Here is a 24,593-nt window from a genome sequence, read left to right on the forward strand (position 1 = left end):
TTTACGTTGGATGCAAAAACCCGGCTCATGCCGGGTTTTTTTATGCCTGATAGCGTCCGGTTTGTTCCTCTTTGCTTTGTACAAAATTAAATCAGCAACCAATATTCCGCCCTTGGTTCGCAACGATGGTGAACAAACATATTGATTCATCATGCGATTTTCTCCTGATAATGCCAGTAAAACCTTGTACTAAGAAGGGGTTTTCCCGTATCATTTCGGGTCGAAAAATAGTAACAACTTTCGTGAAATTTCGCCCAGGTGCGACCGTGCCGTCGAGCGACCTTCATGACAAGCAAAATGGTTTTCGGGCTACAATCAATACCGTATCAGGTGTAGCCAGGGCCATAATTATCCGAACCTGGAGAAATGTGGATGAGCAATGTATCTGTAGATGCAAAAGAGTCTGCACCGAATGAAGACCAGCCACAAGTCAACACCCGCCGCCGTTTTCTGACAGTGGCAACTTCGGTTGTTGGTGGAGTTGGGGTCATTGGTGCGGCGGTACCTTTTGTTGCGTCCTGGAATCCGAGCGCAAAAGCGAAAGCCGCCGGTGCTGACGTAGAAGTCGACATCAGTGGTATCGAGCCTGGTCAGTTGATTCGCGTAATGTGGCGAAGCAAGCCTGTTTGGATTGTGCGCCGTACACCGGAAATCCTGGAGGAATTGGGTCGTCATGAAGATCAACTCAAAGATCCCAATTCTGAAGCTGAACAGCAGCCCACATTCGCTCAAAACCGTTTTCGTTCAATGAAGGAAGAATATCTGGTGTTGGTGGGGATCTGTACTCACTTGGGTTGCTCGCCTCAACATCTCAAAGACGGTGCATTTGAAGAAGTCGTGGAAGGGGTGCCAGATGGGTTCTTTTGCCCTTGTCACGGCTCCAAGTTTGATATGGCCGGACGGGTATTCCAAAACGTACCCGCACCATTGAACCTGGTGGTCCCGCCTTATCAGTTCGTTGATGACAACACGCTCATCATCGGTTCAGAAGCGGAGGTTGTTTAAATGTCTGGATTTTTAGCCTGGATTGAGGCGCGCATCCCAATGATGCGGGTGGCCAACATGCACGCCATCCAATACCCTGCGCCACGCAACATGAACTTCTGGTACGTGTTTGGTTTTCTGGCCACCGTTGTTCTGATCAACCAAATAGTCACCGGTATCTGGCTTACTATGAATTTCGTACCCACTTCTGAGGGCGCGTTCAAGTCAGTTGAATACATCATGCGTGAAATCGATTACGGATGGATCATCCGTTACATGCACAGCACAGGCGCATCGGCGTTCTTTATTGTGGTGTACATGCATATGTTCCGCGGCATGATTTACGGCTCTTACCAGAAACCCCGCGAACTGCTTTGGGTGTTTGGTATGTTTATCTATCTTGCCCTTATGGCTGAAGCCTTTATGGGGTATGTACTGCCTTGGGGGCAAATGTCCTATTGGGGGGCCCAGGTAATTGTATCCCTGTTTGGTGCCATTCCAGTGATTGGCCCAGATCTTGTTGTCTGGATTCAGGGTGACTACGTGATCAGCGGTGCGACACTGAACCGGTTCTTTGCCCTACACGTTATTGCGTTACCTTTAGTCATTGTTATTTTGGTGTTCCTGCACATTGTTGCATTGCACGAAGTCGGTTCCAATAACCCGGATGGTGTTGCAATCAAGCACAAAAAAGGCTCCTTACCTGAGTCTGAAAAGACACCTTATAAAATCCACGAATACTATACCGACAAGTACGACATTGCTGACGATGTAGTACCATTCTTCCCGCACATTGTGATGAAGGATATGGTCGCATTCTGTGTATTCCTGTTCGCATTCTGCTACATCATGTTCTTTGCCCCGGAAATGGGGGGTAAATTCCTTGAGCATCCAAACTTTGAAATTGCCAACCCGTTGAAGACACCGGAGCATATTTTCCCTGTTTGGTATTTCACCCCTTTCTACGCCATTTTGAAAGCCGTACCGGATAAGCTGTTCGGCGTATTGGCCATGTTTGGTGCTATCGCAGCTTTGTTTGCGCTGCCGTGGCTTGACCGAGGTGCTGTGAAATCATGGCGTTATCGTTGTGGCTTCCACAAGGTGAACCTGATTGTTTTTGCCATTGTGTTTATCTTCCTGGGTTACCTGGGTGGTACCCCACAGGAAAACTGGAAAATCGTAGCGTCTCAGATTGCGACTGTAATGTACTTTGGCTTCTTCGTAGCGCTATTCCTGTACAGCAAAAATGAAAAAACCAAACCTGTACCGACGAGGATCCCGAAATGAAAAAGCTGATGTTTCTTTTGGCCTTCTTACTGCCCGGTGCAGCGTTGGCCGCAGGTGGCAATGTTCATCTGGACACCGCCAATTATGATCTGACCGATAAAGCGTCGCTGCAAAACGGTGCCAAAATTTTCATGAATTACTGCCTGGGCTGCCACTCAATGAAGTATCAGCGTTACCAGCGTACATTCCAGGATTTGGGTATTGCTGATGAACTGGGGCAGGAAAACCTCCAGTTCACCGGTGAAAAAGTGACAGATTACATCACCCGTGCCATGCCGGAAGAGTCCGCTTCGGTCTGGTTTGGAGCGGCACCGCCGGATTTGACCCTTGTCGCCAGGGTACGTGGTGCTGACTGGCTATACACCTACCTGCGCAGCTTCTATGTTGATGAGAGCCGCCCTTTCGGTGTCAACAACAAGGTATTCAAGGAAGTGGGCATGCCCCATGTGCTGCAGCCTCTTCAGGGGACGCCGCGTGAAACTTACGAAACCCGTATGATTGATGGTGAAGAGAAGCAGGTTTACGTTGGTATAAAAGCCGATGGCGACGGTGCACTCTCCCCTGAAGAATATGACCAGGCAGTACTGGATCTGGTTAATTTCCTTGAGTACACCGGTGAGCCTGCCCGCCTTGAATCCGAGCGCATCGGAAAATGGGTGCTGGTATTCATTGTTGTGCTGTTTGTTTTTGTGTACTTGCTGAAGAAAGATTACTGGCGCGAAGTGCACTAAAACCGACGGAATTATGTATAATATGTGAAGGGGGCTGCTCGCCCCCTTTTTTCGCTTTAGTTGCAAGGCCCGTTAACCGGGGATTGCAGCACAAAGTCTTTGACCAGGTCTCTCGACGGAGGAAATTGAATGGCCGTAGCCGCGAATAAACGTTCTATTATGACGTTGTTCTCAGATACCATTGATATTTATAGCCATCAGGTACGTATTGTTTTGGCTGAAAAAGGCGTGGGTGTGGAAATCAGTTATGTAGACCCCACTAACCTGCCCGAAGATCTCATTGATCTGAACCCCTATGGTACGGTACCCACTCTGGTTGATCGTGAACTTGTGCTCTATAAGTCACACATCATTATGGAGTATCTTGATGAGCGCTTCCCACATCCTCCATTGATGCCGGTTTATCCCGTTTCCCGTGGTCAAAGCCGACTGATGATGCACCGCGTAGAGCAGGACTGGTATTCTCTTGCTGCAAGTATTTTCCGTGGTGAAGGTGATGTTGAGGCAGCCCGTAATGAATTGCGGGAAGCTTTACTGGCTCTGGCTCCGTTATTTGCCGAAATGCCTTACTTTATGAGTGAAGAATTCAGCTTGGTTGACTGCTACCTGGCTCCCCTGTTGTGGCGTTTGCCTGCCTTGGGTATTGAATTGAACGGCGCAGGCGCAAAGGAAGTGAACGCCTATATGAACCGCATTTTCTCCCGCAGTTCTTTCAAAGCCTCTCTGACGGATCAGGAACGCGAAATTCATAATCCGCTATGAGGGTGATGACATCCAATCAGCCGTATTTGCTGAGGGCGTTTTATGACTGGATCAACGATAACGGTCTAACGCCCTATATCGTTGTTGATGCCGCCAGAGATGGGGTAGAAGTCCCTCAGGAATTTGTCAAGGATGGGCAGATAGTGCTGAATATTTCGCCCTCCGCCTGTGTTAACTTCTACCTGGATAATGACGGGGTGTCATTTCAGGCCCGGTTTGGCGGGCAACCACGTCGTATCAGCATGCCGTGCTCAGCCGTGCTGGCTATTTATGCGCGTGAGAACGGGGCTGGTACGGTGTTTGCCACTGAAGATGAAATGGCTACAGCCGATGATTCATCACTGACGGATAAGCCTGATACTACTGACGGACCAAAGCCCGCTTCAGAGCCGCAGGCTGATGCTCCGGTTCCACCGCGAAAAGGAAAGCCCAGCCTCAAGGTAATCAAGTAGCACCTGCTTCACCGTTCGTAATCCTGTGAGATACCGCCTGATTAAGGCGGTATTTTTTTATCGTTAAAAAGTTCTAAATTACGATGTTGTTGTGATAATTCCGCGATATTTAACTGCCATTCTTGATCCTGTGCTCAGGTTGCAATTTGCCTGCAAAGCACAAAGTTTCGTTTTTAAAAGTGCTGTTCGCTCCGGGATGGGGGTTCAGCCAAATCAAGGAATGCACATATGAGAATTTACGCGTTATCAAGTTTGGCAGCCATTTTGGCTACTGTGCCCTTTTGTTCTGTTGCGGCAGAGTTAGATATTGAAATCCAGAATCTGACCCACGGAATTTATTTCACTCCTTTACTGGTCGCAGCCCACAGTAATGAAGCAAGCCTGTTTGAGGTTGGGGAGTCGGCTTCTCCCGAACTGCAGTCCATGGCCGAAGGCGGCGATATATCGGGTCTGGTAATGACAGCTCAGATGGTTGGAGCGGATATGCTGCAGAACCCGGCCGGAGGTTTGCTGGAGCCTACGAAGACAGCCTCTGCAAGCCTTTCAACGTCAGACGGAAACACGGTACTGAGTCTGGTAGCTATGCTGTTACCCACTAATGATGGCTTTGTGGGGCTGGATAACTGGCCAATCCCTTCGGAGCCCGGCACCTATGTGGTTTACCTCAATGGATATGATGCGGGTACAGAAGCAAACGATGAAATACGCGGCAACGGTATGCCAGGCATGGCGGGGATGCCGGTGCCTGAACCACTGGAAGAACTGGTGGGAATGAATGGCAGCGGGGTTGCCAGTTCGGTGACCAATGCCAGCGTACACGTACACCCTGGCAATATTGGCGACAATGATCAGAATGGTGGGATCAGTGATATCAGTAACCTCACTCAGCGCTGGTTGAATCCGGTCGCGAGGCTGACTGTGACTGTTTCTGAATAAGGGGGCACTATGTATATTGGTAAAAATACTTTCTGTCCTCTGCTGGTGGGACTTGCTTGTGTTGGGTTGGCGGCGTGCGGGCATAACGACGACAATAATGACGTTCCTGCTCCTGTTGAGGTCAGCTATCGCGTGACAGTAACCAATCTGACCTCTGGCCAGGCGCTCTCGCCAATCGCCTTTTTGGCACACAGTGCAGGTAAGTTGTGGGAGGTTGGTCATTCTGCTTCCGAATCAGTGGCGCTAATGGCCGAATCCGGAGACAACAGTGAGATGCTGAATGCAGACGGTGTAATTATGGGAGTGAGTGGAGAAATGCCACTAGCGCCTGGTGAATCAGTCGAACTTATATTGTCTTTGGAGCCACAACCATCACTGATGCTGTCTGTAGCCGGAATGCTGGTGAATACGAACGATGGCTTCACTGGCGTTACCGGTTTAGAAGCAACAGTGCTGGCAATTGGTGAAAGTCACGAATTTTACACCCGAGCCTACGATGCCGGTACCGAAGCGAACACTGAACTGAAGGGCACCATTCCCGGGCCTGCAGATGGTGGCGAAGGTGTCAGTGAAGGTCGGGAAGCCCATGATACAGTGGCAATGCATCCCGGTGTAGTAACCCGCCAGGACGGCCTGGCTGAATCGGTACTGCAGGCTGAACATAAGTTCGATAACCCGGTGGCGAAAATATCGCTGCAAAGGCTGGAATAATCTCTGCTCAATGCCGGTCCCTTATACCAAGCCACTGTTTTATCCTTCAGCTGTTAATATGCGAAGGGCAGACTGCACAGAGGTGGGATACGGCATTAACGTACTAAGCGAAGCGGAGTCAGCATGGTATTGGTGGTTCAGAGCGACCAAAAGCATCAGCAAAGGATTCGCGACAATCTGACGAAAATTGGAATTCGCTGTGAATGCACTGGTAATGGTGTTTCAGGGTTTCACCAGTTTCTCAGTCGTCACTATGCACTGGTTATTCTGGATGTCTATCTGAATGACGGATGCGGTCTGGATATTTGCCAGCGTATTCGTCAGCATAATTTTGAACAACCCATTATGTTTGTCTCGGCGTCCGTTTCAGATACTGACCGTATACTTGGGTTGGAACTGGGGGCTGATGATTTTCTTTCTGAGCCTTATTGTAACCGTGAGTTCCAGGCCCGGGTGAAAGTGCAATTACGACATCATCAGGCACACACGGTAAACGAGTCTGAGACAAAGGGGCATGAACTTAGGGTGGGACCACTGCTGCTGGATGAAAAGCAACACTACGCAGAGTGGTATGGGCGGGAAATTGAGCTCACCGCCAAGGAGTTTACCCTACTGGGCTATTTGGCGAGGAATCCCAATCAGGTTTTTACCCGTGCCCAATTGTTACAGGCAGTCTGGGGATATGCGCACAACGGCTACGAGCACAACATCAACTCTCACATTAACCGCCTGCGAAATAAACTAAACCGCTGTACACCGGGGGGCGGGCCTATTCAGACAGTGTGGGGAGTCGGCTATAAATTCACACCGGCTAATTGTGAAGGTGCGCAGGTGAGGTTGGCTCATGCGCAACAGCTGGTTTTTACTGAACGGGCTTAAATTAAAAACAGCGTTGCGGTGCCAAGAAAGGCAAAAATACCAACCACATCGGTGATGGTGGTTAGGATAACACTGCCCGCAAGAGCAGGGTCGATTTTTAGTTTCTTCATCACAATGGGCAGTGATGCACCAGACAGGGCTGCGGCAATCATGTTGACCAGCATGGCGAAGGCGATAATAAGACCCAGAGTGAGGTCCTGTTTCCACAGCGCTATCACTGAGGCAATCAAAACGGCCCAAATAATGCCGTTAAGAAAACCCACAGCTAGCTCTTTGCTCACCAGCCAGCGGGAGTTACCCGGATTAACGTGACCCAGTGCCATACCGCGGATCACCAGAGTCAGGGTCTGGTTACCTGCAACCCCTCCCATGCTGGGAACAATGGTATTGAGAATAGCCAATACGGCCATTTGGCTTAAGGTGGCTTCAAACAGATCGCTGACTGCAGCCGCCATCAGGGCAGTTACCAGGTTGACAGCGAGCCAGACAGATCGGCGCTGGGTACTTTGCCACACGGGTGCAAAGGTATCTTCTTCATCATCCAAACCCGCCATACTCATCATTGAGTGCTCGGCATCTTCACGAATGATGTCGACAACGTCGTCAATGGTGATCCGTCCAACAAGACGGTGCTTTTCATCCACTACAGGGGCAGAAAGCCAGTTATAGCGTTCAAACAGACTGGCGACTTCGTTATCCGGCATGTCGACTGGAATGGCCTCCGCTTCGCTGTTCATGACATCAGCGACTTTGTCTTCCGGATCGGCAGTCAGCAAGCGGGTTACCGGCACCAGACCGACCAGGTTATCGGTGCGATTTACGACATAAAAGGTGTCGGTATTTTCGGGTAATTCGCCTTTGAGGCGAATATATCTCAACACCACGTCCACGGTTACGTCTGGCCGCAGGGTAATAGTGTCGGTATTCATGATGAAACCGGCGGTTTCCTCGCCGTAGGACAGGGCCTGTTCTGCGCGGAAACGATCCTGGGCATCCATTGACTGCAGAATGTCCTGCAGAACTTCGTCAGGCAGGCTGCTAAGGGTTTCGGCCAGGTCGTCGGTATCCATCTCCTCCAGAGCGTCTACAACCCTGGCTGGGACCATTTTGCTGATAATGCCGTTACGGACGTCTTCGGAAAGCTCTTCGAGAATGTCACCGTGAATGTCGCCGTCAATCAAATCCCACAGTTCATCACGGGTTTTGGTCGGGCTGGATTCCAACAGCAGGGCTACGTCACTGGGGGGGAGTTCGTGCAGCAATTTACGAACCGAAACAAAACGCCCGTTTGCCAGGGCAGTATTTAACTCCCGAAGCTGGCTTTGAGCGAATTTTGTTTCCACAGCTTCTGCCACTTAAAAGCCACCTAACGTGCTGAAATATAATGTCTGTAGGATATCGCACATCCTTAGCCGCTGCCATCACAAAAACGCTGCAGGCTGCTGAATCTGAGGGGCTAAGGCGTAGTGGGATGTGCCTGTCTGCGCATGTTTTCGAACAGAGAGGGCTCCCAGGGTCGCATAGCCATCAGCAGCCCCATATGGGTTCGCTCACTAACTGGCAAGGCCATATCGTCTTCGTTCAACGTTGCGGCTTCTTTGGTTAACTGATTCAGACGTCTCTGAATAATGTTTATCGAACTTTGCGAATAACGCCCTCTGAGATAGAAGCGGAATGTCCAAGGCTCGTTTCGTTTTGGGGCCATGAATTTTATCATCACTTCCTGTTCCATAAATTTTTCCAGCGGTCCGCCGGGGATCCAGCGAAAATCCTGGGCAATGAGCAGTTTATAGCGATTATCCGGCAGTAATTCTATGAGCCGGAGTTTGTCCAGCCTCGCCATCAGCCGTACCCCTTCAAAGTAATCAATGTCGTAGTGTTGAATCAGTTCTTCAAACTGCCAGCCATCCCGCACACAAACGGCCGCAAGCAGCAGTTTCGGGTCGCTAAGCAATTCTCTTTCCTGCTCTTCGCTGAGTTGTGAAAGACGGCTTTTCTGGCGCCTTTCCAATTCAAACAGATCGCTGAGTGACATTTGAAGGCACTGACAAATGGCCTCCAGCCTTTCCAGTGTAAAAGCATTCAGTGAAAAGCAGCGTTTAATGCTGGCCTCGCTGAGTTGTAACTGCTCGGCCAGTTGCCCGTAGGTGACTCCCCGTTCTTTAAGGCAGCGTTTCAGTGTTTTGGTAATGGATTTGATTTCACTCATTGGTATTAAATTTTTATACTTTTGGTGTCATTATAAGCGACATTTTTATTTTTGGTTTATTTATTTTTAATCTGCGACTAAGTTGAAATCTCTGAAACGCAAGGAGCAATAAAGATGAAAACACGTTATTTAGCAGTCGCTTTGAGTTTGTTGTTGGCCCAGCCCAGTTTGGCTGCCGATTCAGTCGAACACAGTGGTCAGGCCAGTAAGCACAGTGTGCTTGCATCAGCGGAAGGGCTTGCAAGCGGTGCCGTTGTCGCCAGTGCAGTAGCGGCTACGCCGGTGATTTTGTCGGTTGGTGCGGGTATGGCGGTGCAATCCGTTTCAACCGAACTGCATGAAAGCATGGAAGGTAAAGATCATCCTGATGTACTGGTTATCACCGATATGGTGATCACTGCGGATGAAGCACCTGACGAAGCGATTCAGTCCCAGACACAGTGGCAGGAGTAATGGTCATGCAAAAGTTACGGTTTGTTGTGTTTGTGCTGTTAGTCAGTGTTACCGGGGTGAGTTTTGCGGGCAGCGAGCAGCCACGGGAAGCGATTTACACTCCTGAACGTATTGCCGGATTTTCCAAGCAGGTTGAGCGTTATCTGGCAGAGCAAGGGGCTTACGCCGTGTTACTGGGCAGAATGGGGCGCAGCGCCAGTGAAATGCCGGAGGGGATTCGGTTTACCCATACTGCTATTGCACTTTACTCAACCATTAAGCTTGATGATGGGAGGACAGCAAAAGGCTATGCCATACATAATCTGTATCAGGAGAGTGGGGCACCGGGAAAGAGTAAACTGGTGACGGATTACCCGGTTGATTTTTTCTGGTCGGCCCAGGCCCTGGAGGCGGGTATAGTCATTCCTTCCAGAGAAATTCAGGCCCGGTTGCTGGCGCTCTATGCCAGTGATACGCCGGTTAAATTGCACAATCCCGACTATTCGGTGATTGCCAACCCCAATGATTTACGTTTTCAGAATTGCACTGAGTACACGTTGGATCTGTTAAACGCGGCGATTTATGACACGAATGATCGGGAGCGTCTGAAACGTAACACCAGGGCCTATTTTCATGCCCAACCCGTCAAAATAAGCCGGATTAAACTGGCGCTGGGAAGCTGGCTGGATGACTCAGTTACCACCCGGGATCATGATGGCAAGGTTGAAACGGCAACACTGACTACACTCGCCCGCTATCTCGAAACTTTCGGCCTGCTCGATAAAGCCGTAATCGTCTCTGAGCAGGGGCAGGTTTCCAACCTGTTGCCGATTTAATTCATCTGCTTCCGCTGGGCACACTTGCTGGAGCTATCCTTATTCTGATTCGTTGAAGCGCTTGGCAATTAGCGCTTCAATCGCATCCATCGCTGCGGCTGCATCTGGCCCTTCGCTTATAATATTGACCAGTTCGCCCTGGTGGCTTTCTAGCATCATCAGGCCAAGTACACTATTGGCATTGGCCTGTTTTTCACCTTTTACCAGTGTAATTTCAGCATCGAACTGATTCGCCAACTGAACCAGTTGAGTTGCCGCCCGGGCATGCAACCCGAGCTTGTTTACAATAGTGACCTGCTTTTCTACTTGAGTCATTGATTCAGTTCCCGATGCCTGATTTGCACATCCGGATGTGCGTCGCGAAAGGTTTTTGCCAGAGATTCCGCCACAAAAACTGAACGGTGTTGCCCACCTGTGCAGCCGATGGCAACAGTCACATAACTACGGTTGTTGCGCTCCAGATGTGGCAGCCAGGTTGTGATCAGGTTTTGAATTTGCCAGATGAACTTAGTTACTATGGGCTGAGAGCCCAAAAAGATCTCAACCGGTGTATCCAGTCCGGTAAGATGTTTTAAATCCGGCTCCCAATGTGGATTGGGCAAAAATCGCGCGTCAAAAACATAGTCGGCATCCTTTGGTATCCCGTGTTTGAACCCAAAGGATTCAAACACCAGAACCAGCCGCGAACTCTTTTTACCAAGAATTCGTTCGCGTATCAGTTCGGCCAACTGGTGAACCGATAATGCATCGGTATCCAGATATAGATCTGCTCGTTCCGCTACTGGGGCAAGCAGCGCAGATTCAGCTTTTATGGCCTCTGAGAGAGATTTGTTGAGCTTCGCAAGCGGGTGCAGGCGACGGGTTTCGCTAAACCGTTTGACCAGTACATCGTCACTGGCATCGATGTAAACGATAGTCATTGACCAGGATTTGGGAAGATAGTCCAGTATCTCAACCAAATCTGAAGGATCTTTTGGCAGATTTCGTACATCAATGCTGACCGCGATCTGGTCGTATTCATCCGCCACGGTGTGTGTGAGGGTGGGTAACAGATTAACCGGAATATTGTCTACACAGTAATATCCCAAATCTTCCAGGGCCCGCAATGCAACGGATTTTCCCGAACCCGAGCGGCCACTGATAATGATGAGCTTCAACGCATTTCTCCCTGCTGGCTGACGGGCGGTCAGGCAAATTATTACTGCTGCAAGGCGGTAACAATCTGATCGCTACTCGTCGCTTTCCTAATGGCTTTCACGGTGTCCTTGTCGTTTAGTTTACCGGCAACCATGGCCAATGTCTGCAGATGCCCCTCTGTTTGCTCTTCTGGTACGAGCAGGGCAAAGAATATGTCGACTGGCTTGTTGTCAATGGCGTCAAAATCAATGGCGGGATCGCTGGTTACCACAATGGCAATGACCCGGTCCAAGCCGGGAAGGCGGCCGTGAGGTAACGCAATGCCATTGCCTATGCCAGTGCTGCCCATTCGCTCTCTTGAAAGAAGGCTGGCCAGTACCTGGTCTTCTTCTACTTTGGCGTTGCTGTTGGCAGCGATGGCGCTGATAATTTCCAGAATGCGCTTTTTACTGTTGCAGTGGACCGCACACTCGGTGCGGTCCAGACTGACTATTGCTTGAATGTCTAAAATAGGCATTAGTGCTTCTTCAGTTTTTCCTTATGTTTAAGGACCTGCCTGTCTAACTTATCCACCATGCTGTCTATGGCGGCATACATGTCTGTATCTTCAGAAGAAGCAAACACTTCTGCGCCACTTAAGTGAACGGTGGCCTCCGCTTTTTGGGCCAGCTTTTCGACATTGAGGATCACATGCACATTCGAAATATGATCGAAGTGCCGCTCCAGTTTGCTGAACTTGGTATCGACATAATTACGCAATGAATCAGTGATCTCGACATGGTGACCAGTCAGGTTGATTTGCATATTTCGTCTTCCTTATATTAGGCAGCCCTATCAGATAAGGCTTTTACGCTGGTTAGACGGCGGGATCGATAAGGACTCCCGGTATTTTGCTATTGTCCGCCGAGCCACTTTAATACCTTGGTCGGCCAACAACTGAGCAATCTTACTGTCACTGAGCGGTTTGCTGGGCTTTTCAGCTGCAACCAATTTCTTGATTAGCGCGCGGATGGCTGTGGATGAACACTCACCGCCTGATTCCGTTGCCACATGGCTGGAAAAGAAATATTTCAATTCAAAAATACCGCGCGGCGTATGCATATATTTTTGGGTCGTTACCCGTGAAATGGTGGATTCGTGCATGTCGACCATTTCGGCCACATCATTCAAAACCATGGGTTTCATCATTTCCGGGCCATGTTCAAAGAAGCCCAACTGCTGTTGAACGATGCAGTTGGCAACTTTTAACAGCGTTTCATTTCGTGATTCCAGACTTTTAATAAACCACTTGGCTTCCTGCATGTGCGAGCGAATAAATTGCGAGTCACTGCTGTTGCGCGCCCGCCGGCTCATTGCCGCATACTGCTGGTTAACACTCAGCTTAGGCAGGCTATCCGGATTCAATTCCACTATCCAGCGACCATTCTTTTTGGCCACCGATACATCTGGGATAACGTATTCCGGTTCTTTGGTTATCAGTGCACTGCCAGGGCGAGGGTTCAATGTTTGCAACAAGCGCATGGCTTCACGTAACTGGTCTTCTTTCAGACGGGTTTTACGCATTAAGGTTCGATAATCTTTGCTGCCGAGCAGATCGGAGTATTCCTGCAGCAACATTTTGGCTTCTTCCAGCCAGGGAGTATCTGGCGCAAACTGTCGAAGCTGAACCAGTAAACACTCCTGTGGGGTGCGTGAGCCTGAGCCGATTGGGTCGAATAACTGAATGCGCTTTAGTACACACTCAACTTCATCTTCCTCAATAGGTTCTTCCATGTCTTCGTCGTTGACGCTTTGCAGGATGTCATCAACCGTCACCGTGAGATAACCGGATTCGTCAATGGAATCGATGATTGCGGTGGCAATAGCTCGGTCGGTTTCTGAGAATGGCGTCAGGCGCATTTGCCAAAGCAGATGGTCCTGAATATTTTCGGTGGTTTCACCCTGAAAAACCTGTTCGTCGTCGTTGGTGCTGGACATTGGAGCGGGCGCGGATGACGCTGAGTAGTATTCATCCCAGGTGCTGTCTATGGGCAATTCATCCGGCAGATCGTTTTTCTCCAGCGCATCTCCGGCTTCCAGGCTGTCACTAGATACACTGCTTGTTTCGGCGGAGTCATCGTGGTCGAGATTGTTTTTTTCAACGATGTCAGAATCTGAGCCATCTTCAATCTCCAACAATGGATTGGAATCCAGTGCTTCCTGAATCTCCTGCTGTAAATCCAGGGTAGAAAGCTGCAGCAGTTTGATCGCCTGTTGCAGCTGAGGCGTCATCGTGAGTTGTTGACTGAATTTTAACTGTAAAGATGGTTTCATCTACGTCTTTTTATAATGCTCTTATCGTCAATAACCTGAGAAATCCTAAGGTGAAAGGTAAGATACGTACGCTGTTTGTCATACCCTAACTATAGCCTGAATTGCTCCCCGAGGTATACATCCCGTACCTGTTGATTACTCAGTACTTCTTCTGCACTGCCTTGTGCGATAAGCTCTCCGTGACTGACGATGTACGCTTTCTCGCATACATCCAGAGTCTCCCTGACATTGTGGTCCGTGATCAGTATTCCGATTCCCCGATCCCGCAAATGCTGGATGATCTTCTTTATATCATTAACTGATATAGGATCAACACCGGCAAAGGGTTCATCGAGTAAAATAAATTTCGGGTTTGCAGCCAGAGCTCTGGCAATTTCAACCCGGCGGCGTTCCCCACCGGACAAACTCATACCGGTACTGTTACGTATATGGTTGATATTGAATTCATCAAGTAGCGCGTCGGCTTCTTCTTCCCGTTGAGCTGTACTGAGATCTTTGCGGGTTTGAAGAATGGCCATGATATTTTCGTGCACAGTCAGCTTTCGGAAAATGGAAGCTTCCTGGGGCAAATATCCAATCCCCATGCGGGCTCGCTCGTGCATGGGCTGGTGTGTCAGCTCATTGTCGTCGATAAAAATGCTGCCCTTGTCCAACGGCACCAGGCCCACAATCATATAAAAAGTTGTGGTCTTACCGGCCCCGTTTGGCCCTAGCAGGCCAACAATCTGACCCGTCGAAACAGCAAGACTGACATCCCGCACTACCTGGCGCGATTTATAGGATTTTGCTAGATGGGTTGCTGAGAGTGTCGCCATCAGTTTTGTGGCTCCTCACCGTCGTCAGGGCGGTTGTCATCGTTTTCTTCAGGCTGTTCTTCACCCTCATTAAGATTCTTGACGGTTTCGGGGCGAAACACGGTGGTAACCCGACCCTCATTGCTGTCATCGCCGGTAGCCAGCAATTGTTCTTTGCTCATATCGTAAGTAATGCTGTTTCCTCTGACCATGCTGGTACCCTGCTGTAGCTCAGCGTTGCCCTGCAATGAAATGGTACGGTTGTACACTTCATATCGGATTTCATTGGCTTTAGCCGAAACCACGGTGCCGTCATCCATATTTTGTGTGTAGCTGGCAGGTTCACCCCGGGCAATGAATACTTCCCTGCCCTGACCGTCTGTAGCAATCACTTCTACTTCGTTGGCGTTGATAGCAAGGCTGCCCTGGGTGATGTGGACATCGTCCTTGAACAGTGATGTTTTGTTTTTGCCATCGAGAAATTGAGATTTTGAATCTACTTTTATTGGTTGTTCAAAATCACCAGTACCGGCCAGCGCTGGTTGCGCCATCAGCAAGCAGCCCAACAGGCTAAGGATTCGGGGCATATATGGTTTGCACATGGTCTATTAACTCATATTGGCGGGTGTTCAGGTCGGCGGTAAATCCGTTGCTTCTGATCAGGTATTCTACACCACTAATTTCTACCGGTTGATCCGAGGTCATCATTTTGGTATCGAGGTTGATTTGTATGTAATCGGTGGTAACGCGGCCCACCAAATCATCCGGATTCAGGTTTTCAATTACTACCTGGGATTCCAGCTGAATCAGATTGTCATCGTATAGGGTGCCTTCGTCGGCGGTTACCTTCCAGGGATGGGTTCCAACATCCGCGTACAGGGTGTATTCGGGTTGCTGGAACATGACAAAACCGAGTTGGTCGTAATGCTCCATAGCGCTGGCGAAAACCTGATGATTGAGCTTGCCATCGTTGCCGTAGAGGGTGGTCGTCAGATTTTTGGCCCGATAGGCGGGCCTGAGGGCATCCACACCCTGGCGGACGTTGTCGGCCGGCTCGTCCTCCATCCAGACAGGCACATACAGCAGCAACACCAGCATGAAAAGAACCGCTATGCTGATCCCGAGCCTGCTCATACGCTGGCTCCGTGTATTTGCTGGTGTTTGCCCTTCGCCTGCAGAATCACGTCACACACCTCGCGCACGGCACCAAATCCACCTGGCAAAGTGGTTACCCAGTTGGCTTGTTTTTTTACAAACGGATGTGCATCCTGTACCGCAATACGAATGTCGGCATATTGGTACATGCCCAGGTCTGGCATATCGTCACCTATGGCCGCAACTTCGTGAGATGCGAGCTTCAGCTTGTCAGTCAGTTGTTGCATCGCCTGTGCTTTGTTTTCCTGGCCCTGAATAATATGACTGACATCGAGAGCTGTCATGCGGCTTTGCACAATATGGGAATTACGGCCAGTGATCACCGCCACATCGATGCCGTTTTTTACCAGCGCTTTAACCCCGTAACCGTCACGGGTATGAAAAGCTTTGAGTTCCTCACCCTGATTACCCAGATAAATTCGCCCGTCGGAAAATACGCCGTCAACGTCGCAAACCAGTAACCTGATGTCGCCAAGTGCCGTTAACAGACTCTGTGAAACCGTGCCGTAAAGCGTTTCTACTTTCATTGTTACAGCACTCCTGCCTTGAGTAACATATGCATATTGAACGCACCGACAGGGTGATGATGCTCGTCAACAACCATAAGGGCACTGATTTTGTGATTTTCCATCAGATTGAGTGCTTCAACTGCGAGCTCCTGAGCACGGGTGGTTTTACCGCCTCGGGTCATTACCTGATCAACTTCGGTGGCATGAATATCAACTTTTGCGTCCAGAATACGACGAAGATCGCCGTCAGTGAAAATGCCCACCAGCTGCGAATTCTTATCAATAACGCCGGTCATTCCCAAGCCTTTGCGGCTTATTTCCAGCAATGCTTCGGTAACAGTGGCGTGGGTGGGGACCAGGGGCACATCGTCGCCGATCAGCATCAAATCCCCCACTTTCAATAGTAACTTCCTGCCAAGGCTGCCGCCTGGATGGGACAACGCAAAATCGTCGGAAGTGAATCCGCGGGCATCCAGCAGAGCTATCGCTAACGCATCTCCCAGCACCAGTGTGGTGGTGGTACTGGAGGTTGGAGCCAAACCCAGTGAGCAGGCTTCCTTTTCCACACTGATATCCAGAACGACATCGGCGTGCTGACCCAGAGAACTGGAATTGCTGTTGGTCATGGCGATGACAGGAACGTTCAGGCGTTTCACTACCGGCAACAGGTTGAGTAATTCGTAGGTTTCACCGGAGTTCGAAATGGCTAAAAGTACATCATTAGGGCTTAGCATACCCAAGTCACCGTGATTGGCTTCACCCGGGTGCATAAAGAAAGCGGGGGTTCCTGTACTTGCAAGTGTCGCGGCTATTTTATTACCGACGTGACCAGACTTACCCATACCGCTGACAACCACTTTTCCGCTGCAGCGCAGCAGAATTTCACAGGCTTGCACAAATTCATTGCCAAGCCGGTCTGACAAACTGCCAATGGCAGCCTGTTCGATTGCTATCACCTGCTTGGCAGAGTGAAGAAATGGAGATTCAGTAACATGCATCTATGCAAACAACCAGTATTGGTAAAGGCAGAATATTGCCAGAAACAATCCACCTTCGAGGCGGCCCAATTGACGTTTGCCTTTGAAATTAAAACAAAAGATAAAAAGTAACAGAGTCAGGCCAAACATGACATACATATCACGGCCATAGGCATCTTCGTCAAGAATACCTGGCGCTATCAACCCGGGCATGCCGAGTACCGCCAGTAAGTTAAATATATTCGATCCAATGACATTTCCCAGCGCCAGGTCATCTTCACCTTTCAGTACACCGGCAATACTTGCTGCCAGTTCGGGCAAACTGGTGCCTAATGCAATAATTGTAAGCCCGATAACCAAATCGCTGATCCCGAAATAACGGGCAATAAATACGGCAGAATCGACCATAAAGCCGGCGCTTAATGGTAGCAGTATTAATCCAACACCAATCCACATCAAAGCAGCGCTATTACTGACGCCCTTGGGGATCTCTTCGGCTGTTTCTGCCATTAGTGGGTCTTCCTTATCGACATTCAGAGAAAGCCACGCCATTCCGGCCAGTATGAACACAAACAATGTAATCAGGATCAATCCTTCGTGATGAGCCAGTTTACCGTCGTGCATAAAACTCATCGCAATGAGAGTGATGACAATCAGTACCGGCATTTCTCTTCTGAGTGTGGTAGAGGACACCAGCAAGGGTTTCACCAGGGCAGTGATACCCAGCACCAGCGCAACATTGGTGATATTGGAGCCCAGCGCGTTACCAACTGCCGTATTCATATTGCCATTAATCGAAGCCATCGCAGAAACCACGATTTCCGGTGCGGAGGAACCCATAGCAACGATGGTCAGGCCAATCATCATTGGTGAGATGCCAATGTTCTTAGCCAAAGCCGATGCGCCGTAAACAAATCGGTCAGCACTCCAGCTGAGTACTGCAAGCCCAAGGAGGAATAAACAGATGTTTAAAAGCACGCTTGCCCAAATGACGGTGAATTTGGGCAGATTGTCGCAAAAACAACGGCTTTTGCCTATGGCAATTCGCATTTTTGCTCTAGCGAAGTGAAATACGCAAGCGTATAGAAAGCGGGGTGTTGCCCGTTTTCAGACCTGGTAGCTGTGTATTTAAGGCCAGCAGTGCAGGGGATTTGACCAGCGGAAAACAGTAATTTCAGTGTTTTCCAGCAGTAAAGGGCGAGCCCGATTTGTAACTTTATACCTACAGAATTGTACGTATGTGGCTGTTTTTATTTGGGAATAGAGTCCTAAGCCCCGGGTGCTGCGGGATATTATCGAAATAATCGAACATATCTTGTAACTTTTTGTCTTTGGTCCAAGGGTTGAAAAGGCGTACAATGCACCGCATTTACACTGGCCATTAGATCTTCACAGAGCCCTTGTTTCTATTAGTCTCTACCGGCGAGTAACCATGCTGGCTCACCTAGGACAACAACTTTTTTGATATGGAAAAGCTAGTCGAAATTCAAGATATGACCTTTCGCCGTGGTGAACGTATCATCTATGACGGGGTGTCTATCAATGTGCCCAAAGGCAAAATTACCGCCGTTATGGGTCCGAGTGGCATAGGTAAGACGACCTTGCTCAAACTGATTGGAGGTCAGTTACAGCCGGACAAAGGGGACATACGATTTGATGGCCAGTCAGTCGTTAAAATGGGCCGCAGTCAGTTATACCAAACCCGTCGTCGCATGAGCATGCTGTTCCAAAGCGGCGCACTGTTCACCGACATGAGCGTGTTTGACAATGTGGCCTTTCCATTGCGTGAACACACCAGACTCTCTGAAGACATTATCGCCACCATAGTAGCTCTCAAACTGCAGGCCGTAGGGCTGCGTGGTGCTGCGTCCTTGATGCCCAATGAACTGTCCGGTGGAATGGCCAGGCGGGCAGCTCTGGCAAGAGCGATAGCATTGGACCCGGATTTGATCATGTTTGATGAACCCTTTGCCGGGCAAGATCCCATTTCTATGGGCGTGCTGGTTAAGCTGATTCGTGAACTGAACGATGCGCTGAATCTAACCAGTATAGTGGTAACTCACGATGTGACGGAAGTACTCACTATCGCAGACTACATCTACATTCTTGCAGACAAGCGCGTGATCGGTGAAGGCACTGCGGAGCAAATCCGCAACAGCGATTCCGAGTTAGTCCAGCAGTTTTTGCGTGGTGAAGCCGATGGTCCGGTGCCATTTCACTATCCGGCGGAAGACATCAAAGCCAGCTTGTTTGGAGGCGAGTAATGCGAGCTATTCAGCAGATAGGTGCCAATACTATTGACAAGGTGGCCGCTGCGGGCCGAGCGGGGCTCATGCTATTCGGAGCATTGTTCGCAGTCCCCAGACCAAAAAACATTCCGCTGACCATACATCAGGTTCACGTAGTCGGCGTTCAGTCTCTGTTAATTATTATGGTGTCAGGGTTATTCATCGGCATGGTTATGGCATTGCAGGGGTATACTATCCTGGTGGATTACGGCGCCGAGGGCAGCCTTGGGCCCATGGTGGCGTTATCCCTGCTGCGTGAATTGGGCCCGGTGGTGACAGCTTTGTTGTTTGCAGGAAGGGCTGGTTCTGCGCTTACCGCAGAAATCGGATTAATGAAGGCCACAGAACAGCTCAGCAGTCTGGAAATGATGGCGGTGGATCCCCTTCGAAGAGTAGTCGCACCGCGTTTTTGGGCGGGGATGATTTCCATGCCAATGCTGGCACTCATATTCAGTGCGGTAGGTATTCTTGGAGGCCATCTGGTTGGTGTTGACTGGCTGGGTGTGGACGCAGGCAGTTACTGGTCTCTGATGCAGGCAGCCGTTGAATGGGACAAAGATGTGGTGAATGGCGTTGTTAAAAGCCTCGTATTTGCCCTGGTTGTTACCTGGATTGCCATATTCAAGGGTTATGATTCGATTCCTACCTCTGAAGGGATCAGCAAGGCTACGACCGAGACAGTGGTGTTTTCGTCGTTGGCGGTTTTAGGGCTGGATTTCGTTTTGACCGCCCTGATGTTCGGTATTGAGTAAGAGGACAAGATGACTAAATACAGAGTGGAACTGATGGTTGGTGTGTTTGTCGTACTGACAATTGGCGCAGTGTTGTTGCTGGCGCTTAAAGTGGCCAACAGCACCATGACCAGTGAAGGTGATACTTATACCCTGTATGCAAAATTCGACAACATTGGTGGCCTGAAAGCGCGTTCAGCGGTAAAAGTGGGTGGCGTAACCATCGGACGGGTGGCTTCGATTCGGCTGGATCAGGAAGATTTCACCCCCGTAGTCGAACTGAGTATTGCAAAGCAATATGAGGGGTTTCCGGAAACCAGCTCGGTTTCCATTCTGACCTCAGGGTTACTGGGCGAGCAATACATTGGGTTTCAGCCTGGCTTTTCTTTTGATGGTGTGGCAAACCTCCAGGATGGTGACTATTTACAGGACACCAAGTCTGCGTTGGTTCTGGAAGATTTGATCGGCCAGTTTCTGTTTAGTCGCGGCAGCGACGAATAACCCGAAAGTATTCAGTGGTTATCGGGGTCTTATGAACATATCGGTGAGTTTAGGAGAGAAAACGTTGAAAAGATTGATTGCCGTAGTTGGTATTTGGTTGTTGACGGCGACCGGGGCTGTATTTGCTCAGGACGTTAATGAGCAAAATCCCTATGAACTGGTGGAAGATGTGGCGATGAAAACCTTTGACCGCATCAAGGCCAACCAGGAGCAAATCAAAAACAACCCTGAGTTGTTGCGCACCGTTATGGAAGAAGAATTGCTGCCGCATATTGACTACCAGTTTGCCGCATTTATGGTGTTGGGAAAGCATTTCAAATCGGTGCCCAAAGAAAAGTTGGCTGAGTATGTTCAGGTATTTCGGGATTATCTGATCACTTCCTATGCGGTAGCTATGGGGTATTACGACAATCAGACGGTGGTATTTGAGCCAGAGTCTGAGTTTGACGATAAAAAATCAGTAACCGTGCGGGCTGTGGTACAGGATCCGGTTCGTCCTGAAATCAAGATTGCCTTCAAGGTCCGCAAAGACAATCGCACCAATCAATGGAAAGCATACGATATGGTGGCAGAGGGCATCAGTGTACTGAACAGTAAGCGCAGCGAATTTGAATCAATTCTGCGCCAGGAAGGTATAGATGCGGTTATTGCACTGATGCGGGACAAAATAGAAAAGCCCGTTGAACTCAAGTCTCAGGACGCTTAGTGGCTGCCTCTGATTTATGAATACTCCATTCAACTTTATTGATGACAATGGGATTCAGCTGCAAGGCGAGCTTGACCGCGACAGTTTGACTACAAACTGGTGGACTATGCTGGATACGGGTCAGAAGAACCGGTTAACTGCCAGCAAAGCGTGCAGGTTTGATTTGTCGTCTGTGGAGCGTATCGACAGCGCAGGGCTGGCCTGGCTGGTGAATGCCGTTCGGGACGCCAGGGCGAACGGTATCAAGATTACTTTACAAAATGCGCCGGAAAAGCTGCTTAAACTGGCAAAAATCAGCGACGTTGACCGGCTTTTACCGTTAGAATAGCCACATGGCCAAATTTGTAAGTAGTGTTAACCATGGAACCAGCTGAAATTGAAGCGTTGCTCAAAGACGCACTGAACCTGACAGAAGTGCATGTCAGAGGCGAAGGATCGCATTACACGATCATCGCTGTAAGCGACCAGTTCGCAGACATGAACAGAGTCAAGCGACAGCAGGCCGTATACGCGCCGCTGGCTGACAAAATTGCTGATGGCTCAATGCATGCCATTTCCATTAAAACCTTTTCAGAGCAAGACTGGCAGCGTGAGCGCCAGTTTCATCTTCCTCAGGCTTAAAAACCGGATATCGCTCAGTGGATAAACTTGTAATTAAAAAAAGCCCGCCCCTGAAGGGGGACGTGCGTATATCGGGCGCAAAAAATGCTGCGCTTCCGTTGTTGATGACCAGCCTGCTGACAGACGAACCTTGTCGGTATACCAATGTTCCTGCCCTGCGGGACATTAACACCACTGTTGACTTACTCTGTGAGTTGGGTGCCACCGTTAAGCGTCCGGCAGCGAATGAACTGATATTGTGCGCCGACAGCCTCAACAGCGTAACGGCTTCGTATGAACTTGTTCGTACAATGCGAGCGTCAATTCTGGTGCTTGGGCCACTGCTGGCCAAGCATGGCAAGGCAAATGTGTCTTTGCCCGGAGGCTGTGCCATTGGCGCGCGCCCTGTGAATCTGCATCTTAATGGCCTGGAACAAATGGGGGCCCATATTGAAGTGGAAGAAGGGTACATCCGTGCCACCGTTGACGGACGCCTGAAAGGGGCCCGTATTTTCATGGATATGGTGAGCGTAGGAGCGACCGAAAACCTGATGATGGCGGCAAGCCTGGCCGACGGCGTAACTGTACTTGAAAATGCTGCACGGGAACCGGAAATTGTTGATTTGGCAAACTGTCTGAATCAGATGGGAGCAAAAATCTGCGGAGCAGGGACAGACAATATTCACATCGAGGGGGTTGAACGACTGACTGCCTGTGACTATCGTGTACTTCCTGATCGCATTGAAACGGGAACTTTTTTGGTCGCTGCAGTAGCAACCGGAGGTAAGATTCGTTGCGTAGATGCTGCGCCTGAAACGCTTGAGGCTGTATTAAACAAGCTCAAACAGGCCGGGGCAAAAATTACCCAGGGAGACGATTGGATTGATCTGGATATGGAAGGCCGCAAACCCAAAGCTGTTCAGGTTAAAACTGCACCGCACCCTGCATTTCCCACCGATATGCAGGCACAGTTTCTGACACTAAACTGTGTGGCAGATGGCACTGGTGTGATTACGGAAACCATTTTTGAAAACCGTTTTATGCATGTTCCTGAGCTTCAGCGCATGGGCGCAGAGATAGCTTTGGAAGCTAACAGTGCGGTTTCCAGTGGTGCATCCAGACTGAAAGGTGCACCGGTTATGGCAACTGATCTGAGAGCGTCTGCAAGTTTGGTTATTGCTGGTCTTATTGCTGAGGGTGAAACCCACGTCAATCGAATTTATCATCTTGATCGTGGTTACGAGGCGATAGAAGAAAAGCTCGGAGGCCTTGGCGCCAATATCAAACGGGTTAAAGAATAATCACCGTTCGCAGCCCTTTCCTGGGCTGCTTTTATTCCTGAAAGTATCACTCCTTTATTCAAGATCCCCCTCGGATACAATGCTCGAAAAGTAGAAAATGTTTCTTCTGCTTTGGGCAATCCGGCCCAATATAATCCTGGGTTTGGACCCAGAGAGCCTATTAGTGCATGGAGTGGAAGCAGTTCGGATGTACCCGGAAGCCAGGCGCCACCCCTGTTTGTAATGCGGGAATCTTACGGTTGCTAATTCTGAACCCGATTGTAATCCTGGGCGCCCAACTCGGCGACGACTACCCGCATTATTATGATTTCACCGCTGCGGCTTACTTCGAGTTCAAGTTCAGTCCCAGGCTCGGTTTCGGCAATCATATCCAGTGTTTTTGAGGCACTCTCCAGTCGAATACCGTCGATAGCAAGAATGATATCGCCAGCCATCAGGCCGGCTCTTGCAACCGGACTGCCGTTGGCGACGGCGGTTACCACAATACCCGGACGCCCCCGGTATTCACTGCCGATAAAGCCAAGCTGACCGCGGGTAACCTTTCCGTTGGTGATGATTTCATCCATGACGCGCTTGGCCAGTTCGTATGGTACGGCGAAATTAATACCATCAACTTTACTCACTCGATGGCGACCGTCACGGACCTGAAAATTTGCATTGGTAATGCCTACCAGAACACCGTTACTGTCGACCAGCGCGCCACCGGAATTGCCCTGGTTGAGAACGGCATCAGTCTGGATAAAATCGACGTAGTTGGATAGGCCGTTGCGTCCTGCCCGGCTGACAATGCCATGGGTTATGGTTTGGCCCAGGTCGAACGGGTTACCTATGGCCATAACCAGGTCGCCCACACGTACATTCGGTTCGCTGATCTGCGGGATCACGTGTAGATTATCTGCTGCAACCTTTAAAACGGCGAGATCGGTGAGTTCATCGGTTCCCACTATCTGTGCTTCCAGAACCCTACCGTCCTGCACTGCCACAAAGATGCTGTCTGCGTTACTGACAACGTGATGACAGGTGAGAATATAGCCGTTATCGGTCATGATAACGCCTGAGCCCAGACTGGCTCTTTCTCGTGGCTGATTGCGAAACAATCCGGTGTCTGTCTCAATACTGACACTGTAGATGTTGACCACTGCCGGAGCTGAGCGACTCAGAGCCGGAAAGTGGGATTCACGGCTAGGGGTATCAGACGGTTCTGAAAACCATCCGTCTTTAAAGCCGGTTCCGCTGCGAAGGTCGGGAACCAATAGAAGGATCAGTCCGGCAACGATGACACCCAGAAAAACGGAACGAACAAGAAAAATTAAGAATTGTCTGCCTGACACGATACGAATCATCTCTTCGGCCTCAACTTAG

31 protein-coding genes are annotated in these 24,593 nt (G+C 49.7%); 17 read left to right on the forward strand and 14 right to left on the reverse strand.

What is annotated here, in order from left to right; genetic code table 11:
* Positions 1-372: 372 nt before the first annotated feature.
* The 8 genes from petA to DXV75_RS03800 all read left to right on the forward strand — a co-directional run bounded on the left by petA (position 373) and on the right by DXV75_RS03800 (position 6,742).
* Positions 373-1,005 (forward strand): ubiquinol-cytochrome c reductase iron-sulfur subunit, encoded by a 633-nt coding sequence (petA, locus tag DXV75_RS03765; RefSeq protein ID WP_115592050.1) that lies wholly within the window; start codon positions 373-375, stop codon positions 1,003-1,005.
* Positions 1,006-2,271 carry a cytochrome b gene (locus DXV75_RS03770; RefSeq protein ID WP_115592051.1) on the forward strand — a complete coding sequence of 422 codons (1,266 nt, stop codon included), beginning with the start codon at positions 1,006-1,008 and terminating at the stop codon, positions 2,269-2,271.
* Complete coding sequence (locus DXV75_RS03775; RefSeq protein ID WP_115592052.1) at positions 2,268-3,002, forward strand: cytochrome c1; 735 nt, start codon at positions 2,268-2,270, stop codon at positions 3,000-3,002. Before DXV75_RS03770 ends, DXV75_RS03775 begins: the two co-directional genes overlap by 4 nt.
* Before the next feature lie 129 nt (positions 3,003-3,131).
* Complete coding sequence (sspA, locus tag DXV75_RS03780) at positions 3,132-3,764, forward strand: stringent starvation protein SspA (protein ID WP_115592053.1); 633 nt, start codon at positions 3,132-3,134, stop codon at positions 3,762-3,764.
* Positions 3,761-4,216, forward strand: a complete 456-nt coding sequence (locus DXV75_RS03785) for a ClpXP protease specificity-enhancing factor (protein ID WP_181898343.1) — start codon at positions 3,761-3,763, stop codon at positions 4,214-4,216. The genes sspA and DXV75_RS03785 overlap by 4 nt, the downstream gene beginning before the upstream one ends.
* A gap of 228 nt (positions 4,217-4,444) precedes the next feature.
* Positions 4,445-5,152, forward strand: a complete 708-nt coding sequence (locus DXV75_RS03790) for a spondin domain-containing protein (RefSeq protein ID WP_115592054.1) — start codon at positions 4,445-4,447, stop codon at positions 5,150-5,152.
* Positions 5,153-5,161: 9 nt separating this feature from the next.
* On the forward strand, positions 5,162-5,863 hold the full coding sequence (locus tag DXV75_RS03795) for a spondin domain-containing protein (protein ID WP_115592055.1): 702 nt from the start codon (positions 5,162-5,164) through the stop codon (positions 5,861-5,863).
* Between the two features lie 123 nt (positions 5,864-5,986).
* On the forward strand, positions 5,987-6,742 hold the full coding sequence (locus DXV75_RS03800) for a response regulator transcription factor (protein WP_115592056.1): 756 nt from the start codon (positions 5,987-5,989) through the stop codon (positions 6,740-6,742).
* Here the strand turns inward: DXV75_RS03800 and mgtE are convergent.
* Together mgtE and DXV75_RS03810 are read right to left on the reverse strand one after the other, a co-directional pair.
* Positions 6,739-8,097 (reverse strand): magnesium transporter, encoded by a 1,359-nt coding sequence (mgtE, locus tag DXV75_RS03805; protein WP_115592057.1) that lies wholly within the window; start codon positions 8,095-8,097, stop codon positions 6,739-6,741. The genes DXV75_RS03800 and mgtE overlap by 4 nt on opposite strands.
* Before the next feature lie 101 nt (positions 8,098-8,198).
* Entirely contained in the window at positions 8,199-8,951 is a 753-nt protein-coding gene (locus DXV75_RS03810; protein WP_115592058.1) for a helix-turn-helix domain-containing protein, read from the reverse strand.
* 114 nt (positions 8,952-9,065) lie between these two features.
* Between DXV75_RS03810 and DXV75_RS03815 the strand changes: the two genes are divergently transcribed.
* Positions 9,066-9,404 carry a hypothetical protein gene (locus DXV75_RS03815; RefSeq protein WP_115592059.1) on the forward strand — a complete coding sequence of 113 codons (339 nt, stop codon included), beginning with the start codon at positions 9,066-9,068 and terminating at the stop codon, positions 9,402-9,404.
* A gap of 5 nt (positions 9,405-9,409) precedes the next feature.
* Positions 9,410-10,219, forward strand: a complete 810-nt coding sequence (locus DXV75_RS03820; RefSeq protein ID WP_115592186.1) for a DUF2145 domain-containing protein — start codon at positions 9,410-9,412, stop codon at positions 10,217-10,219.
* A 39-nt stretch (positions 10,220-10,258) separates the two neighbouring features.
* Here DXV75_RS03820 and DXV75_RS03825 read toward each other — a convergent pair whose 3' ends face one another.
* The 11 genes from DXV75_RS03825 to DXV75_RS03875 form a co-directional block, all read right to left on the reverse strand.
* A complete protein-coding gene (locus DXV75_RS03825) occupies positions 10,259-10,534 on the reverse strand; it encodes an HPr family phosphocarrier protein (protein WP_115592060.1) in 276 nt (91 codons plus the stop codon).
* Entirely contained in the window at positions 10,531-11,376 is an 846-nt protein-coding gene (rapZ, locus tag DXV75_RS03830; protein ID WP_115592061.1) for an RNase adapter RapZ, read from the reverse strand. Before rapZ ends, DXV75_RS03825 begins: the two co-directional genes overlap by 4 nt.
* Positions 11,377-11,417: 41 nt before the next feature.
* Positions 11,418-11,873, reverse strand: a complete 456-nt coding sequence (ptsN, locus tag DXV75_RS03835; protein WP_115592062.1) for a PTS IIA-like nitrogen regulatory protein PtsN — start codon at positions 11,871-11,873, stop codon at positions 11,418-11,420.
* Positions 11,873-12,160: a ribosome hibernation promoting factor gene (gene hpf / locus DXV75_RS03840; RefSeq protein WP_115592063.1), complete on the reverse strand. Its 288-nt coding sequence runs from the start codon at positions 12,158-12,160 to the stop codon at positions 11,873-11,875. Before hpf ends, ptsN begins: the two co-directional genes overlap by 1 nt.
* Positions 12,161-12,190: 30 nt before the next feature.
* Positions 12,191-13,669 carry an RNA polymerase factor sigma-54 gene (locus tag DXV75_RS03845; RefSeq protein ID WP_115592064.1) on the reverse strand — a complete coding sequence of 493 codons (1,479 nt, stop codon included), beginning with the start codon at positions 13,667-13,669 and terminating at the stop codon, positions 12,191-12,193.
* 89 nt (positions 13,670-13,758) lie between these two features.
* Positions 13,759-14,484, reverse strand: coding sequence for an LPS export ABC transporter ATP-binding protein (gene lptB / locus DXV75_RS03850; RefSeq protein ID WP_115592065.1), 726 nt, complete (start codon positions 14,482-14,484; stop codon positions 13,759-13,761).
* Positions 14,484-15,050, reverse strand: a complete 567-nt coding sequence (lptA, locus tag DXV75_RS03855; RefSeq protein ID WP_425451673.1) for a lipopolysaccharide transport periplasmic protein LptA — start codon at positions 15,048-15,050, stop codon at positions 14,484-14,486. Before lptA ends, lptB begins: the two co-directional genes overlap by 1 nt.
* Positions 15,034-15,597, reverse strand: a complete 564-nt coding sequence (gene lptC, locus DXV75_RS03860; RefSeq protein WP_115592067.1) for an LPS export ABC transporter periplasmic protein LptC — start codon at positions 15,595-15,597, stop codon at positions 15,034-15,036. The genes lptA and lptC overlap by 17 nt, the downstream gene beginning before the upstream one ends.
* Positions 15,594-16,145: a 3-deoxy-manno-octulosonate-8-phosphatase KdsC gene (gene kdsC / locus DXV75_RS03865; RefSeq protein WP_115592068.1), complete on the reverse strand. Its 552-nt coding sequence runs from the start codon at positions 16,143-16,145 to the stop codon at positions 15,594-15,596. The genes lptC and kdsC overlap by 4 nt, the downstream gene beginning before the upstream one ends.
* Before the next feature lie 2 nt (positions 16,146-16,147).
* On the reverse strand, positions 16,148-17,125 hold the full coding sequence (locus DXV75_RS03870) for a KpsF/GutQ family sugar-phosphate isomerase (protein WP_115592069.1): 978 nt from the start codon (positions 17,123-17,125) through the stop codon (positions 16,148-16,150).
* Entirely contained in the window at positions 17,126-18,082 is a 957-nt protein-coding gene (locus DXV75_RS03875; RefSeq protein ID WP_115592187.1) for a calcium/sodium antiporter, read from the reverse strand.
* Positions 18,083-18,570: 488 nt separating this feature from the next.
* Between DXV75_RS03875 and mlaF the strand changes: the two genes are divergently transcribed.
* The 7 genes from mlaF (at position 18,571) to murA (ending at position 23,231) form a co-directional block, all read left to right on the forward strand.
* The gene (gene mlaF, locus DXV75_RS03880; protein ID WP_115592070.1) at positions 18,571-19,368 is read left to right on the forward strand and encodes a phospholipid ABC transporter ATP-binding protein MlaF; all 798 of its coding nucleotides are present in this window, start codon (positions 18,571-18,573) and stop codon (positions 19,366-19,368) included.
* The gene (gene mlaE, locus DXV75_RS03885; RefSeq protein ID WP_115592071.1) at positions 19,368-20,144 is read left to right on the forward strand and encodes a lipid asymmetry maintenance ABC transporter permease subunit MlaE; all 777 of its coding nucleotides are present in this window, start codon (positions 19,368-19,370) and stop codon (positions 20,142-20,144) included. The genes mlaF and mlaE overlap by 1 nt, the downstream gene beginning before the upstream one ends.
* A gap of 9 nt (positions 20,145-20,153) precedes the next feature.
* Positions 20,154-20,624: an outer membrane lipid asymmetry maintenance protein MlaD gene (gene mlaD / locus DXV75_RS03890; protein ID WP_115592072.1), complete on the forward strand. Its 471-nt coding sequence runs from the start codon at positions 20,154-20,156 to the stop codon at positions 20,622-20,624.
* 64 nt (positions 20,625-20,688) lie between these two features.
* Positions 20,689-21,330, forward strand: coding sequence for an MlaC/ttg2D family ABC transporter substrate-binding protein (locus DXV75_RS03895; RefSeq protein WP_115592073.1), 642 nt, complete (start codon positions 20,689-20,691; stop codon positions 21,328-21,330).
* A gap of 16 nt (positions 21,331-21,346) precedes the next feature.
* A complete protein-coding gene (locus tag DXV75_RS03900; RefSeq protein WP_115592074.1) occupies positions 21,347-21,658 on the forward strand; it encodes an STAS domain-containing protein in 312 nt (103 codons plus the stop codon).
* Between the two features lie 32 nt (positions 21,659-21,690).
* Positions 21,691-21,951, forward strand: a complete 261-nt coding sequence (locus DXV75_RS03905; protein ID WP_115592075.1) for a BolA family protein — start codon at positions 21,691-21,693, stop codon at positions 21,949-21,951.
* A 17-nt stretch (positions 21,952-21,968) separates the two neighbouring features.
* Positions 21,969-23,231: a UDP-N-acetylglucosamine 1-carboxyvinyltransferase gene (gene murA / locus DXV75_RS03910; protein ID WP_115592076.1), complete on the forward strand. Its 1,263-nt coding sequence runs from the start codon at positions 21,969-21,971 to the stop codon at positions 23,229-23,231.
* A 242-nt stretch (positions 23,232-23,473) separates the two neighbouring features.
* Here the strand turns inward: murA and DXV75_RS03915 are convergent, their stop codons facing one another.
* Positions 23,474-24,562, reverse strand: a complete 1,089-nt coding sequence (locus tag DXV75_RS03915; protein ID WP_115592188.1) for a trypsin-like peptidase domain-containing protein — start codon at positions 24,560-24,562, stop codon at positions 23,474-23,476.
* Positions 24,563-24,593 lie beyond the last annotated feature (31 nt).

Origin of the sequence: Alteromonas aestuariivivens (assembly GCF_003367475.1) — a bacterium.
GTDB lineage: Bacteria > Pseudomonadota > Gammaproteobacteria > Enterobacterales > Alteromonadaceae > Alteromonas > Alteromonas aestuariivivens.